This window comes from Novipirellula galeiformis (genome assembly GCF_007860095.1).
In the GTDB taxonomy this organism is placed as follows: domain Bacteria; phylum Planctomycetota; class Planctomycetia; order Pirellulales; family Pirellulaceae; genus Novipirellula; species Novipirellula galeiformis.
This window is the reverse complement of record NZ_SJPT01000004.1, coordinates 82401-97506: the sequence shown is the minus strand read 5'-3', so window position 1 is coordinate 97506 and position 15106 is coordinate 82401. Positions and strand designations below refer to the sequence as shown.

Genomic DNA, 15106 nt, shown 5'->3' with positions numbered 1-15106 from the left:
GCATGAAAAGTGATTCCAAAGCTGGGGCCGTCTTAATCAACTATGAACCTTCTTGGCGGTGATGCGCAAGTGGACCTGAAAGAATTCTTTGGCAAGCAGTCGCCACCGAGAGATCATTATGTCTCGATTCTAAGGTTCTGGGCTGAGCAACGTCCCCATGAGCCTGCGTTTCTTTTCACCGACGTAGAGTCGTCGGAACAGACGATTACGTATTCGGAACTGTGGGAAGAAGTTCGTGCGTTGGCGGGATATTTGCAAGATCGTTGCCGCATTCGCAGTGGCGACCGGATCTTGTTGTTGTATCCGCCTTGTCTCGAGTTTGTGATTGGCTTTTTCGCTTGTCACGCCGCGGGCGCGATCGCTGTCCCGGCCTATCCGCCGCGGCGCAATCGCAAGGCGTCGCGAATTCGTTCGATCGTGGTCGATGCCGACACGCGTTGGGCGCTTTCGACAAAGGCGATTGTGGAGCAGTTGTCGGGAGACCAAAAGCACGACGATTTGGTCGGTTTGCAATTGCTCGGGACCGACGATCCCGCTTGCCGGTTGGCAGAAAAGTGGCGGATGCCAAAGATCAATCGTGACTCGCTCGGAGTGTTGCAGTACACGTCGGGTTCGACCGGTTCACCCAAGGGGGTGATGTTGACGCAGGGCAATTTGATTGCCAACAGCGAGTTGATTCTGCAAGCGTTCCAGCCTCGGGCCGACGTGATTGGCATGTCATGGTTGCCGACATATCACGACATGGGCTTAGTGGGCGGCATTTTGATGCCGATGTTCATTGGCCGCCGCGACGTTTTGATGAGTCCGATGACCTTCCTGCAGCGGCCCGCGCGATGGTTGCAAGGCATTTCGAAGTACGGCGTTACGATCAGTGGCGGTCCTAATTTTGCCTTCCAATTGTGTGTCGACAAGATCGCGGACGAAGAGATGGAAGGGGTCGATCTTTCCAAATGGGAGATCGCATTTAACGGCGCTGAACCGATTCGGATCTCGACCATAGATGCATTTTCGGAGCGTTTTGCCAAGTTTGGTTTTCGCCGTGAGGCGTTTTTGCCCTGTTACGGGATGGCGGAAACGACATTGCTTGTCACCGGCGGACCGATCGAAACTCGACCTGTCGTGACGACGTTCAACGGCAGCGCCTTGGATGCGAAGAAAGTCGAGCTTGTCGACGAGAACGACGTTTCGGCGCGGCGATTGGTCGGTTGTGGACGAGTGTTGCCCGAAGAAACGATCGTGATCGTTGATCCCGAGACCCGCATGCCGCTGGCGGATGACCAGATCGGCGAGATCTGGATACAAAGTCCATCGGTCGGACAAGGGTATTACCAACGCGGCGACGCGACTGAGGAAACCTTTTTCGCCCGCACGGCGGACCACAAAGGTCCGTTTTTGCGATCGGGTGACTTGGGCTTTTTGTGCGAGAACCAACTTTACGTTTCGGGTCGCTTGAAGGACATGATCATTGTCCGCGGGGTGAATCGTTATCCGCAAGACATCGAAGAAACGGTCGAGCACGCCAGCGACGCGGTGCAAGCCGGTTCGGTTGCCGCCTTCGCAATGGAGTATGAGGGACGCGAACAATTGGTAATCGTGGCGGAAACGGTTCGCTTGCGAGATCTCGATTGGGATGCACACCTTCAGGCGATTCGCCGCGCCGTGACGTTAGATCACGAATTGCCACCCGACGCGGTTTACCTGGTTCGCAATAGCAGCGTTCCGAAAACCAGCAGTGGCAAGATTCAACGCCATGCGTGTCTGCACGCGGTTCGCGATGGCGACATGAAGATGATTGCCAAATGGGTGCGTTGGGAAGAGGAAACGACTCACGACGACGGCGTGCTGCAACCGATGATGCAAGCCGCTGCGGCGGGCGGCCGGACCGGCAAGATCAACCTGGACGATCTCAACGATTCGGTGGTCGAAGCGATCAAGCAACACATTCGCCAAGTCGCCGGTGAGCGCGCCCGCGTGCTGGACATCGATACCAATATTGTGTTGGATCTGGGGCTCGATAGTCTCGAACGTCTCGAAATCGCACGGAACATCGAACGCACCTTCGGGGGCCGCTTTCCCGAGCAAGTGCTCGACGAAATCGAAACCGTCGGGCAAACCGCATTAGCGATCCAGCGTTACTTGCCGCCCGGCGGCGAAGTTCGTGCGGTGGCGTTTTTGGACAGCGGTGAATTCCCCGTCGGTGCCTCTGCCGAAGCCAAGGCCTCGTTGGGTGGATACGCCAACGCCGTCGCCGCGGTCGAGCCCGAGGACGATTTCTCGCAGTTCGCTGAATACCGTCGACTGAAAACGACCATTCAGCAAATGCAGATGACCGGAGTGCCGAACCCGTACTTCACCGTGCATGACAACATCGTTCGCGATACAACGATTATCGACGGAAAAGAATACATTAGCTTTGCTAGCTACAATTACTTGGGTCTGAGCGGTCATCCACGCGTCACCGAGGCCGCGGCCGATGCGGTTCGCAAGTACGGGACGAGTGTTTCGGCAAGCCGGTTGGTGTCGGGTGAAAAGCCGATCCATCGCGAGCTTGAAAATGCAATCGCCGAGTGGGTTGGCGTCGATGCCTCGATCTTGATGGTCGGCGGCCATGCGACCAACGAAACGACGATCGGCCATTTGGTGGGGTCGGGCGACTTGATTCTGCACGATGCCTTGGCACACAACAGTATCGTCCAAGGGGCGTTGTTGTCCGGCGCACGCCGACGACCCTTTCCCCACAATGATTTCGAAGCTTTGGATCGGATGTTGACCGAAATGCGATCGCAGTATCGCCGAGTGTTGATCGTGATCGAAGGCGTCTACAGCATGGATGGCGACTTTGCGGACGTGCCTCAGTTTGTCGAAGTCAAGAAAAAACATCGCGCGTTGTTAATGGTCGACGAGGCGCATAGTTTTGGCACGATGGGTGAAACGGGACGCGGGATCGCCGAACATTTTCATATGGACGCCCGTGATGTCGATATTTGGATGGGAACGCTGAGCAAGTCCGCTGCGTCATGCGGTGGCTACATCGCAGGAAGTTCGGCATTGATTGAGCTACTGAAGTACACCGCGCCCGGATTTGTGTTCAGCGTGGGGATGCCGCCGGCCCAGGTGGCAGCGGCGTTGGCCTCGATCCAAACCTTGCGAGATGAACCCGAACGCGTCGTCACACTCCGCAAGCGCAGTGAATTATTTTTGTCGCTGTGTCGCGAAGCGGGGCTCGATACGGGCGATAGCGAAGGGACGCCTGTGATTCCGATTATCACCGGTAACTCAATGGTCGCACTGCGATTGTCGCATCGGCTGAAGGGGGACGGGATCAATGTGCAACCGATCTTGTATCCGGCGGTGGATGAATCGGCGGCGAGGTTGCGGTTCTTTATCACTTCGGAGCACAGTGAAGAGCAAATTCGGTTTACGGTCGCTCGCACCGCAGCCCATTTGTCCGAACTCGGGTTTGATCGCCAAGTCGTCGCAGCGACCAGTTAAAGGGACGCGAGAGTCGCAGACTTTCGATGGGTGTCCACCCAAACGGTAGGGAATCCAGGGGCGGCAATGGACTCCATCATTGGTTTCGTACGTGTGAACACCCGGTTTGCACTTGCGACGCCAATCGTGTCGCTTAGAATCAGGTGATAGCGACGATGTTTGGAAATGGCGATTTTGGCGCTCGTTCGGGCGAGTTCCTCCAGACATTTTGACTCGCCAAAAATTCAACTGAGGAGACTGCATTGCTTACTGAAGCGACAATCGAGAAAATGTTTCGTACATTGATGAACGATCCAAACCGTAGCGAAGAAAACTTCGACAAGGCCGAAGAACTGCTCGAGGATGAGCTGCGTGCCGAGAGTCCACTTCGACATCGCTTGAGTGTCGAGCTCGAAGAACTGCGCGTGGCCGCAACCAAGAGCTAAGTAGCGATACGTTCGCACGCGACTGCGTTTTAGACCGGCCTCGCTTTGTCGCTTGGACTGGCTGGTCTCTTGGACCGTCTGGCCTGTCGGTTCTTGCCATTCGCCAATCCAGAAGTCCAGTCCAGGCAAGTCCAGGCCACGCAAGACCTGACCAGTCCAGTCCTTTCGGCCCCCGTGGACGGATTGCAATCACTTTCCCAACCGCTGGCGAATCTCGTCCATTCGGGCTCGCAGCGTCTGTTCAAATCCTCGGTCGACTGGTTCGTAATACTTGCGATCCACGCCGAGGTATTCTTGTGCCGCAATCCCCTCTTCGGCATCGTGGCTGTATTGATAACCTTCGCCATGGCCGAGTGATTTGGCGCCTCCGTAGTGGGCACAGCGAAGATGCTTTGGCACCGGTACGACTTGTTTTTCTCGCACGTCCTTTCTCGCCGCGCTGATCGCCGCGGTTGCCGCATTGCTTTTGGGAGCCAAGGCCAAGTAGGCCACCGTTTGGCTTAACGTCAATTGGCTTTCGGGCAGCCCCACAAACTCACATGCTTGCATCGCGGAAACCGCAATCGTCAACGCCGTAGGATCTGCGTTGCCAATATCCTCGCTTGCCAAGATCACCAAACGTCGACAGAGAAAGCGAATGTCTTCGCCGCCTTCGAGCATGCGTGCCAACCAGTACACGCTCGCGTCGGCATCGCTGCCGCGGATACTTTTGATTAACGCACTCGCCAGATCATAGTGATCGTCGCCCGTCGCATCGTAACCACTCAATCGGCTGCCGATCGACTCGACGATCGTTTCACGCGTGACGGTGGGATTCTTGTGCCCGCTGCTGCGAACGGCGATTTCCAGCGTCGAGAGGGCGCGACGGGCATCCCCTTCGCACGCTTCGCTCAAATACGCGATGGCATCCTCATCGACTTGTGGCGATACATCACCGAGCCCGCGTTCGCGATCCGTCAGTGCTCGTTGGATCAAGCTGCGGATCTCGTCGGGAGTCAATGATTCGAGTCCAAACAATTGGCTGCGAGAAAGCAATGCTCCGTTGACGGCAAAATACGGGTTGCTTGTCGTCGCACCAATCAACGCCACAACACCTTCCTCGACATCGGGCAAGAGTGCGTCTTGTTGACTTTTGCTAAAGCGATGGATTTCATCGACGAACAAGACGGGACGGGCACCCCCGGTGGTGACAATGTCGCGCGCCCATGACAAGACTTCACGCAACTCCTTGACGCCACTCGTCACCGCGCTGACCATTCGTAATTGGCTGCCCGTTTCATGCGCCAACAAATGAGCGAGCGTCGTCTTGCCGGTCCCCGGCGGGCCGTAAAGAATGATCGACCCGAGTCGCCGCGCATCGATCATTCGACGCAGTAGTTTCCCAGCGCCCAAGATTTGGTGCTGTCCGATAAACTCGCTGAGTGTTTGAGGACGCATGCGGGCGGCAAGCGGTTGAGCCAATTTAAGGTTATCCTCTTCGGCATCGGCAAAAAGGGAACGACTTTCAGGCATAATGAAGGAGCTCTGCGTTGGAACCGAAATTAGGAAAACGAACCATGTTGGTTGCTGTGACAATCACTCTGACCATCTCGCTAATCTTTATCGTGGCGGCATTGTCGAAGATTGACAACTGGAGTCGCGATCTGAACGAAAATTCCGCAGCGGTCGAGACCACGGTTTCCGAACCGATCACGGCGGTGGCGTCCAAAATCGATCATTGGGCCGACAACGCGAGCCGTTGGAAAATTGAATCAAAACGCGAACTCGAAGGAGGGTGGGAGTATCGGCTCACTCGCACCACCCCCCTGTTCCGGTTTGTCGACGATGTGAAGGTGCGGCTAGCGAGTTCCGATAGCGGGACCACGGTCAAGGCGGAGAGTCAATCAAGGCTGGGGAAAGGCGACCTCGGCCAAAACCCGCGGAATCTAAACGAGTTGCTCGGTGCTATCCGCGGCAGCGGTTCCTAACGCATTTTTAATTTTGATGTCGCTAACGTCGCCCGATGGGGGGACCACGTTCCCAGGCACGCCGCTACGGCTTGAATCCCACGTCATGTATCAATGGGCTCGAACGTTTGATCCCCCTTAAGAACCCGGGGGGGGGGCAGGGCGTAACGGAAGTTGCCAAGACTTTCGCGGTTCGGCGCAGTGAAGGCGGCTCACCGGCGAGTTCTGATAAGCGGAAATCAAGCTGCGGCGGAATGCTAGCCTGCGAGTGAAATAGCGTCGACTCGCTGGAATCGCGTTACACCTTGACCACGAAACACCTTGACCACGAGACGGCTTGTTGACGAGATGGCTTGATTCGCAAACGCAAAGGAGGGGCTCGAGTTCCGACGTTGCCTTCCCGCTACAGTGAACTACACGCGGCAACGAATCTCTCTTTTGCAAGCCTCTGAGATGCATGATAAAACGTTTTTAGTCGTCGGCGGCAGTCACGGAATCGGTTTGGGGCTGAGCGAGCAATTGCTTCAGCAGGGAGCCTCGGTCGTTGTGGTTTCTCGCACGCCTGGAGAACTCGACCGTCTCGATGCGTCGCTCTTGCCGCGTTGCGTGCATCATCGTGTCGATGTGACGACTGACGAGATCGATGCGATCGAGTTGCCCGCACGGATCGACGGGGTGGCGTATTGTGCTGGGTCGCTGCACTTGTCGTCGCTGCGGATGACCAAGTTGGAAACGGTGCGCGACGATTTTGAATTGAATGTGGTCGCGGCGCTAAGAATCATGCAGCGTGTTCTGCCTGCGTTAAAAGCGGCGGAGACGTCGAGCGTGGTCTTGTTTAGCACCGTCGCGGTGGGACGGGGAATGGCGATGCATACCTCGGTATCGGCGTGCAAGGGCGCCATCGAAGGGGTCATGCGAACCTGGGCCGCAGAGCTTGCACCGAACATTCGTGTCAACTGTGTTGCACCGGCATTGATCGACACTCCGCTCAGCGCACGATTGCTTGCGGGGGATGCGAAACGCAAAGCGATGGCGGCGATGTATCCGCTGGGACGGATTGGATGCGTACAGGATGTCGCTTCGATGGCCCGTTTCTTGCTCTCCGACGAGAGCAGTTGGATCACAGGCCAGGTCGTTGGGGTGGATGGCGGTATGTCACGGGTGCAAAAATAGTATCCCATCCGTTTCCCCCTGGCCCTGGAACATTTCTCTGGGAAAACATAACTCGAAGCGCCAGCGCGGGACCGAGTTGGAGTCTGATTTTTCCTCGCGGATGCAGCGGGTTAGGAAAAACAATCAACTTCAAAATGGGAAAACAGGATAGCGAGGGACGACTCGGTTTGAACGTTGCCGAAAAAGCTCGGTGGTTATCAATCCCATCGCAACAAGAATCAATCGTGCGATGAATCATTGAGGCGATGAATCATTGGGGCTCGCTCTATGACGAGCACCGCGAGAGTGTTTTCGCCGTCGGGCGTCGTTGCATCGCAAAAATCGCGGGCGAGACCCCAAGCCCGTACCACTAACCGTTTTGAACCTTTGAGTTAGCGGTGTGAGGTGATCGCCGAGCGGAGGATGTCGGAGAAGCGGAGGATGGCGTCCTGATTATCGCTTGGCGAACACTCGTTTGAGTTCATCCAGGCTGGTCAGTCCCCGCGCCACCGTCAACACCGCTTCGGCTTGTAACCCGCGATGTCCCTCGGTTCGGGCAATCTTGTTCAATTGACCGATGTCGCGAGTCTTCATCACGGCGGCTTTCAATTGATCGCCTGGCATCAGCAGTTCAAAAATTGCGATGCGGCCGATGTACCCACGCCCTTCACAAACGTGACAGGGGGTGATCGGGGCCGGTTTTCCTTGCTCATCAACCTGTTGTTCGATTGGCGGGGGAACAAACGGTTGGTACAACATCGCGACTCGGCCCTGCGGAATGCCGAGCTGGGTCAACAGCTTTGCCGGCGGCTCAAACCCGACTTTGCAATGGTCACATAACCGACGAACCAATCGTTGGCTTAGAACCGCATTGGTTAGCGACGCTACTTCTTTTGCCGAGGATTGATACTTCGAAACAAATTGCACGTACGCTTCCATCGCCGAAGACGCATTCATTCGCGTCATCACGCTCTTTTCGGTGTTCGCGACATGGTGCGCGGCAACGGTCATCACGGCGTCATCGGGCAACTCGGGGAACATCAACACGTCGGGTTCACGCAAAATCATTTTGTTGACCAAATCGATCAGCGTTAATCCGGTGTCGCCGCCGTAGAAATTGGGATTGATGTTGATGATGTCCGGTTCTGGCTTGGACTGTTCTTCAAACGACTGAAAGTCCCGGATCAAACGATCCGACGCGTTGACGGTGACCACCCACGTTGTCGTCAAACCCTCACTCTTGGGGGCCGTCACCAAAACGATATTGCCACTGGTATCAAGCTTCTCTTTGAATGCCGCGTACATCTTGTCACGCATGCCAAGGTCGGCGAGTTTTTCAAACGGAACGTTTTCGGATTCGAGTCGTGCCAGTACACGTTCGCCGGTCGGGACGCCCTGAGTCTGTAGCGTCAACGTGATTTTTTCTTTGGCAACCTTCAAGCCGAGCTTTCCGGTTTGCGCGCTGCGGCGATCGGCCGGGTTCAGCAAACAGAGCTGCTTCAATGCATACAGCATGGCGTCACCGGTTTCGCGATCCAACGCCGGCAATTGCTCCCAATTGCCATCGATCTGGTAACGCATCGCGCAAGCGGATTGCGAAAAATCCATCAAAATGTGCGTGGCCCGCGATTGGACCGCGTGCCCTAATTGACCACCCGCAATTTGATATCCAACCCCCTGGCGGGTCGAGATCAGCAGGGCTTGGGCTTCGTTGCGCTCCTTGATTTGCGGAACGAATTCAACGGGGGAAACCGTTTGCCAAAGTTGAACGGGCTCTTCTGATTTGGCCATTAGAAACGTTTAAAGTGAGAAGGTGAATTGAGAAGGGGAAAGGTATAGTCAATCAGGCAGGCGGTCGCGATGCGGATCAATCCGAACCAAGGGCCTTCCGCAGCCGTCAAAAGCGTGCGATGTCTGACGATGCGGATCGATTCATGTTTTCGCGACCCGTCTTGGGGGCGATGGATCGAGCGTCAACGAATTGCGATTCGTGACGCGTGAGTTGCGAAGTGACGCAGCAGAGGAAGGTTTCCTGGGATCAACAACGATTGCCGCAACTTCAAAAACACGTGAGGTAGGGCTAAATGATACCAGGCGCTTTAACATCGATGCCCTTGAGGGCCATTTTTAAGGCCTCCTTGTTCGGCGCGACCGCAAACGCCGTGGGGCGATCGATCAATTCGTCATCGATCAATTGCTTCAAGCTCATCGTAAAGTCTTGCATTCCGTCTTCCGCCCCAATGCGAATCGCATCAGGCAGTTTATTGTCCTGACCCTCCAGTACCAATTTGCGAATCATCGGGTTAAAGGTCATCACCTCAACCGTGGGAACTCGGGGGACGCCGGGGCGGATCGACTTGAGCAATTTTTGCGAGATGATTCCCTTCATGTTGAACGCAATGGCCGAGCGGATGGCGTTGTGCATCTCTTCGGGGAACAAGTCCAAAATACGACCGATGGTTGTCGATGCACTGGCCGCGTGAATTGTGCCGAACACCAAGTGCCCCGTTTCCGCGGCATGGATCGCCGTCATGAATGTTTCTTCGTCGCGAAGTTCCCCTACCAAAATGATGTCAGGGTCTTCACGAACCGCATGCTTCATTCCAATCGAAAAATCCTTGACGTCCTGACCAATTTCTCGCTGGTTGATCAGACACTTGTCCTCGGTGAACATGAATTCAATTGGATCCTCCAGCGTTAGGATGTGCTTGCGGTAGATGCTGTTGATGTAATTCAGCATCGATCCAATCGTGGTACTCTTACCGGATCCTGTCACACCCGCGATCAAGACCATCCCTTGTTCATGGTGACAGAGGTGCTCGACCGAGTCGGGCAAGAACAGCCCTTTGAAGTCAGGAATCCAATTACTGATCCGGCGTGCCACCAAACCGATGCTGCCGAGCGCTTTGAGCATATTGATACGGAACCGCCAATTCACGCCATCGACGACACATTGATAGGAAAAGTCAGCACCGCCCTCTTGTTCAAAAATCAGCAAATTGCGGTCATCCATCATCGGGATCAGCAGGTTGACCATTTCTTCGTTGTCAATCGGCGGACGATTTAACGGTTTTAGTTCACCCCGCACGCGAATCATCGGCGGTTGCCCCGTTTTCATGTGCAAGTCGGATCCCTCTAACTTGACCAAGGCTCGGAAAATCTTGTCGACCTCCAGTTCCTGCTTCTCTTGCAACAACGTCGTTTTCAATCGTGCCATGACCGCTTCGCGTGAGCTGTCCAGCGGGGCGGTCGTGGTCGGTGGAGCGGAAGGTTTGTGTGACATTTGCGTGATCGATCGACAGGAATGAAAAGGGCCCAAGGGATTGAAAGCTGAGCAACACGCCGCGACGGCACTCCAGTTTACCCCTCGTGTCTGGAGTGCATTCTAGGCAAATGCCAAATCCACTCAACACAGCTATTTCTCGATTGATAAATGCAGCTCGTTCGTGTTGTGCCGAGCATACCAGCGCTCGGAATTCGTTTTCCGTGGCGACCCTGAGCCCCCCCTCAGGCCGCCAGCGTGCTGGGGTGGCCGCGAACACGTAGCCGCGAACGTGCGGGGGGGCAAAATACGACCTGATGGTCTGCTCGCAACAGCGATTGGGGGGGCAGTGATAGCTTGGTGCAACACCGAAGAGCTGGTGCCAGTCCGCCTGGAAGAGGTTGTCGCAAGCGATTTTTACCGTCATAACCAGCCCAGGCGGATGGGGGCGAATCCTCCAAGGGTGGTAATGTAGGAGGTTTTTTTGCTTTGGGGGCTTTTTTCTGTTGTCTATTTGCTATCGTCAGATAGACTTTGATAGAGATTGCACCGATAAGACAAATAGGATCGAGCCGAGGTGGCTAGAACGATCAAGATCATCCAGACACCGTGGAATCGAACAACTTCATAGTTAAGGTTTAATGATGCGTTTCACCAAGTTTTTCACACTATCCCTCTCTGCCGCACTGTTGAGTGCTGCTGTTTCGACTCCGGTTCATGCGTTCATGGCTGCTGAAGCGGAGGTTGTTGCGACGGCGGGTTCGTTGGATCTAGGCCTGATGGTCTCCGATTTAAATGAATTTGTAGCCGACGACGAAAACTCATGCGAACAGAAATTGGTTCGCGTCAACGAAGCGATTGTGGTGGTGGAGCGTCTGCTCGACGCGGGCACCAACAACGAAGTAGATGTGCTAGCGGCTCGCGATCAATTGCTGGAAATTCGCCGCAGTTTGAAGTGCAGCGACGAGTTGCTTGCTCAGCATCCGGTTGGCGACATGGTTGGTCCCCCGATTGATGGCGGTTTCGTTGATGGTGGATTGGTCGGAGGCAGCATTGTCGACGGCGGATTCGTGGATGGCGGCTTCGTCCCAGCCGGTGGCGGACATCACTTTGGCGGTCACCACGGCGGCGGCGGCGGCGGTGGCGGTGGCGGCGGCGGTGGCGGCGTAGGTGGTGGCAAGTTCGGCTTGCTCGCAGCCGGTGGCATCGCGGCGGCAATCGCCATTCCTTTGTCGACCGACGACGACAAGCCTGGCAACCCTGCATCGTACTCAGGTCTGTAGGTCGCCTTTAACGGCAACTTGCTTGAAAAAAACAAACGAAAGCCCGCTTCGTGCAATCGAAGCGGGCTTTTTTCGTTGTTTCGTAGTTCAGGTTTGCTGTGTTACGGCTACGAGATTACTCGTACATTAGGCGATAGTGAAGCGGGACTGTCCCCGTTTAACACGGACGATAACTTCGTCGATTGCCACTGGCAATGCATTTCCGCAGGCCAGCGAGACTCGAAACCAGAATCGATTGATAGCCGCAATGGATGCGAACCAGTCCCCGGAACCCTTGCCGACGGATCAGCCCACCCCATCGCAGGAGAACACGGCGCAGCCTCAGCGAGCGTCCGCAAAGCCAACGCAGCGGAAAGCCTGCTCGGTACGACCTGATTCAGCGCAAAGCAAATCGTTGGCCAGTGGGATCCAGCCCATGCGGACGACCTCCTCATCCTCGTCTCGCGGCAGTAATCGTCGAGGCCACAACCCTACGAGTGACTTTGCTCGTTGGGAATGGGGACTCTTAAATTTAGCTCGCGCGACAACGATCGCAGCATTCATTTACACCTGCTGGCGTTTTGGTGGAACGGACGTGATCGTTTGGTATCACGTTGCCATTATGTTGGCCGCAAGCATTGCGATGGCCGCAATCGTGTGGCGAAAATCCAGCCGCCAACAACCATTGCCCACTCCCGCATTGCTATTCGGGCTATTCTGCGTGACGTTTCCAATGCTGCAAACCGTTGAACTTCCTAGAGAGGTTGTTGAGTGGATCGCACCGGGTACTGAGACGGTTCTAAACGAGTTTTCATCACCGGCAATCAGCGAACTTCAGTCCGCCCGCCAGCAGTTAGCGGACCACCGTCAGAACACGTCTTCATCCTCAGTCAATCATTCTGCAACGATTAGTATCGTCCCGTCATCGAGCCAGACCCGGTTGGCATTATGGCAACTTGGATTCGTTTTTTTCGCAATCTCGACCACATTGTTCTTCACGCGTCAGTCTCGCAATGTCCTGGCATGGACACTGGCTATCAACGCGGCGGGACTGGCGTTTTGGGGGTTGGTCCAACGTGCCTCTGGATCAAACGAATTGTTGCCGGGCATGACCAAAGACTTCGTTACCTTGCCGTTCTCGACCTTTGTCTACAAAAATGCCGGTGCAGCCGCTCTGATCCCTGGACTTGCGTGTCTCATTGGGTTGATAGGGATTCAACGTCATTCCGCGAAGGGGATTCGAACGTCAAAACGGTCGTCGCGAGGAATTGATTCCTATCACCCAAGGCCCAAATGGACGGCGCCACGTTTTCTTTCACTGATGTGTTTCATCGGATTGCTAGCAGCCGGTTTATTAGCCTCGTCATCAAGAGGCGTGTGGATCAGCGGTGTGGTAGCCGGGTTGGCATTGTTCATAACAGTCCCGTCTCGCTTTTCCGGCAAGTCGTTTATGGCGGCCGCATTCATCGCAGTTTGCTGCATTGGTTTGATCGCCTTGACAGGGCTACGAAATGAACTTGTGAAGCAGTCACAACGTTTGAACATGGACCAAGTCTCGACGGACGCCCGGTTTACCCATTGGCTCGACGGCATCGAAACCGCCATCGCTCACTTGCCCTTGGGAAGCGGGCTAGGCACCTTCGGTTACGCTCATCTGCCACACCAGGAAAAGGATACAGAGCAGTGGTTTCGTGAAGCGCACAACCAATACTTAGAGATCATTGTCGAAACAGGTGTTTTTGGCGTACTAGCGATTTTGGTTGTGATCGTTCTACTTGCTAAATCCGCTGTTTTTCTAATCCGAAAATCACCAAGCCAGGAACATTTCAGTTGGGGAATCATCGGACTATTCAGCTTGGCATCGATCGTGACGCAGAGTTTCGTCGATTTTGTCGTGTTAATTCCTGGTGTCATGTTTACGCAAGCAATCCTGCTGGGATGCATGGCTGCGGTCTACACTCGAGACCTTTCGCTGAGCAAAGTGATGCGTCGACGATCGGGGCAAATTGTATCTCAAAAAGCGTCTGAATTAACGCCTGCTGAAGCCGCGCCTACGCCCCTACGTGACCGTCTGAATCGAATCGCTAATCGCCCGCTAACATGGTGCCTTGTCACTTCGGTTGTGGTCTTATTGGCTTTCATCGCAATTGACAAAAAGCTGCATACCGAGAACGTCTTAGCGAAAACTCAATTTTCGTCCGAAGAATACGAACCCAGTCCTGAAGAAATCGAATTCAACCTGCAACTTCTCTCCGATGCAATCGAACGTGAACCCAAGAGCTGGGAACTCTATCGCCGGCGTAGTTTGTGGCATTTCGCAGAGTACCGAGTCGAATTATTAAAGCAGGCGTCCGCCGACGAATCACCATTGAAATGGGAACAAACATCGCAATCCACTCTGTTCCAAAGCCTGTTCACGATCCCGCAGTCGGATCGTGACGAGTTGATTGCCAACGTTCTTGTCGTTCCTGCATTGCAAGAGTCGTTGCAGAGGGCGGTTGCTGACCAAGAAAGTACACTTCGATTTAATCCACTTAGTCCAAATGCCTATCTGTCGTGCGCGATGCTGACACCATTGATGAAACGCGACACTGCAATGTGGGAAGAGAACATTGCGAGACTTTCGCACAGTAGTCGAAGCTTGCAGTATGCCGGAGGATTGGTAGCGTACTTTGCAGGTGACCGAGACAACATGATCGATCTTTGGCATCGATCACTTAAATTTGGCGCGGAATATTATCCCGCCGTGCTTCAGCTTGCCGGTCGCAAATTGTCGCTTGAAGAATTCTTGCGGGAGATTATCCCCACCGAACGCAATGACTTAGCGGTTCGATTCGTTAGCGATGCGGGTAAATTCACCATCAATCAGCACACACTTCAACGACTTCGCAACCAAGTGCTGACGCGAATTGAATCGGATGTGCGTCTTGAGGAAGCTGAGAAAATGGCCTTGTCAGCGAGAGTGGAAGAGACGGGAGAAAATTGGGGCGAAGCCGCAAGCTATTGGAACCTTGCGGTTCGATCGCAACCGCATAACCTTGACTATCGCTATTATCATTGTCGAGCGTTATATCACGACGGCCAACTCAACGAAGCACTTGATCAAGCGACGCTTTTGCGTGCACTGGAACCCGCGACCGAACGATCTGCGAAAACAATCGAGTTGATTAAAAAGAGGTTGGAAGCGGAGTCTCGAAAAGCGCTTCTCTAGTATGGGTTAACGATACTGTATTTGGCTGCAACGCAAGGAAGGGGGGGGGGATCTTTTCCTCAATCTTCTTTTGGTGCGTTGACTTGTGCCAGTGTCCTGGAAGAGTACGCAGTTGCAACGAGCACCCGGCCATAGGCCTGCTCTTCGTCCCGTGTTCGAAACGCAGTTTTAGGGAACTTACGCGGTCTAGGTGCTGTCAAACCATTCCCTAATGCCTTCAATACTCACAGCATGCACATTCTGCACAATATGCAGAAGACGAAAAGAATAGGCCTCACTCTTTAGCGGGATCCGGATCCGCCGAGAAACATGGATGTGCGCAGTGCGTGAGTTTGCAAGTGTTGCGGTTGCGACGA

General features: G+C 54.6%; 10 protein-coding genes. 7 read left to right on the top strand and 3 right to left on the bottom strand.

Annotated features, from left to right (window positions below; all coding sequences use genetic code 11):
- The first annotated feature begins 42 nt into the window (after positions 1 to 42).
- Entirely contained in the window at positions 43 to 3492 is a 3450-nt protein-coding gene (locus Pla52o_RS11325) for an aminotransferase class I/II-fold pyridoxal phosphate-dependent enzyme (RefSeq protein WP_197169181.1), read from the top strand.
- Positions 3493 to 3734: 242 nt separating this feature from the next.
- The gene (locus Pla52o_RS11320; RefSeq protein ID WP_146594744.1) at positions 3735 to 3917 is read left to right on the top strand and encodes a hypothetical protein; all 183 of its coding nucleotides are present in this window, start codon (positions 3735 to 3737) and stop codon (positions 3915 to 3917) included.
- A gap of 189 nt (positions 3918 to 4106) precedes the next feature.
- Here Pla52o_RS11320 and Pla52o_RS11315 read toward each other — a convergent pair whose 3' ends face one another.
- On the bottom strand, positions 4107 to 5429 hold the full coding sequence (locus Pla52o_RS11315; RefSeq protein ID WP_146594743.1) for a replication-associated recombination protein A: 1323 nt from the start codon (positions 5427 to 5429) through the stop codon (positions 4107 to 4109).
- Positions 5430 to 5473: 44 nt separating this feature from the next.
- Between Pla52o_RS11315 and Pla52o_RS11310 the strand changes: the two genes are divergently transcribed.
- Together Pla52o_RS11310 and Pla52o_RS11305 are read left to right on the top strand one after the other, a co-directional pair.
- Positions 5474 to 5884, top strand: a complete 411-nt coding sequence (locus Pla52o_RS11310; protein WP_146594742.1) for a DUF1499 domain-containing protein — start codon at positions 5474 to 5476, stop codon at positions 5882 to 5884.
- A gap of 432 nt (positions 5885 to 6316) precedes the next feature.
- Positions 6317 to 7036 carry an SDR family NAD(P)-dependent oxidoreductase gene (locus tag Pla52o_RS11305; RefSeq protein WP_146594741.1) on the top strand — a complete coding sequence of 240 codons (720 nt, stop codon included), beginning with the start codon at positions 6317 to 6319 and terminating at the stop codon, positions 7034 to 7036.
- 432 nt (positions 7037 to 7468) lie between these two features.
- Here Pla52o_RS11305 and Pla52o_RS11300 read toward each other — a convergent pair whose 3' ends face one another.
- Both Pla52o_RS11300 and Pla52o_RS11295 read right to left on the bottom strand, forming a co-directional pair.
- Positions 7469 to 8806: an ATPase, T2SS/T4P/T4SS family gene (locus Pla52o_RS11300; protein ID WP_146594740.1), complete on the bottom strand. Its 1338-nt coding sequence runs from the start codon at positions 8804 to 8806 to the stop codon at positions 7469 to 7471.
- Between the two features lie 289 nt (positions 8807 to 9095).
- Complete coding sequence (locus Pla52o_RS11295; RefSeq protein ID WP_146594739.1) at positions 9096 to 10298, bottom strand: type IV pilus twitching motility protein PilT; 1203 nt, start codon at positions 10296 to 10298, stop codon at positions 9096 to 9098.
- Positions 10299 to 10918: 620 nt separating this feature from the next.
- On the opposite strand from Pla52o_RS11295, the gene Pla52o_RS26865 reads away from it, so the two are divergent.
- From Pla52o_RS26865 to Pla52o_RS11280, 3 genes are all read left to right on the top strand, one after another.
- Positions 10919 to 11560, top strand: coding sequence for a hypothetical protein (locus tag Pla52o_RS26865; RefSeq protein WP_197169180.1), 642 nt, complete (start codon positions 10919 to 10921; stop codon positions 11558 to 11560).
- Positions 11561 to 11635: 75 nt separating this feature from the next.
- On the top strand, positions 11636 to 11935 hold the full coding sequence (locus Pla52o_RS26860; protein ID WP_197169179.1) for a hypothetical protein: 300 nt from the start codon (positions 11636 to 11638) through the stop codon (positions 11933 to 11935).
- Between the two features lie 40 nt (positions 11936 to 11975).
- A complete protein-coding gene (locus tag Pla52o_RS11280) occupies positions 11976 to 14750 on the top strand; it encodes an O-antigen ligase family protein (protein ID WP_197169178.1) in 2775 nt (924 codons plus the stop codon).
- Positions 14751 to 15106 lie beyond the last annotated feature (356 nt).

Excerpts from the sequence above, each read along its gene's own strand:
- Pla52o_RS11325 (WP_197169181.1), top strand. The coding sequence starts at position 43 with ATGAACCTTCTTGGCGGTGATGCGCAAGTGGACCTGAAAGAATTCTTT.
- Pla52o_RS11315 (WP_146594743.1), bottom strand. The coding sequence starts at position 5,429 with ATGCCTGAAAGTCGTTCCCTTTTTGCCGATGCCGAAGAGGATAACCTT.
- Pla52o_RS11310 (WP_146594742.1), top strand. The coding sequence starts at position 5,474 with ATGTTGGTTGCTGTGACAATCACTCTGACCATCTCGCTAATCTTTATC.
- Pla52o_RS11305 (WP_146594741.1), top strand. The coding sequence starts at position 6,317 with ATGCATGATAAAACGTTTTTAGTCGTCGGCGGCAGTCACGGAATCGGT.
- Pla52o_RS11300 (WP_146594740.1), bottom strand. The coding sequence starts at position 8,806 with ATGGCCAAATCAGAAGAGCCCGTTCAACTTTGGCAAACGGTTTCCCCC.
- Pla52o_RS11295 (WP_146594739.1), bottom strand. The coding sequence starts at position 10,298 with ATGTCACACAAACCTTCCGCTCCACCGACCACGACCGCCCCGCTGGAC.
- Pla52o_RS26865 (WP_197169180.1), top strand. The coding sequence starts at position 10,919 with ATGATGCGTTTCACCAAGTTTTTCACACTATCCCTCTCTGCCGCACTG.
- Pla52o_RS11280 (WP_197169178.1), top strand. The coding sequence starts at position 11,976 with ATGCGGACGACCTCCTCATCCTCGTCTCGCGGCAGTAATCGTCGAGGC.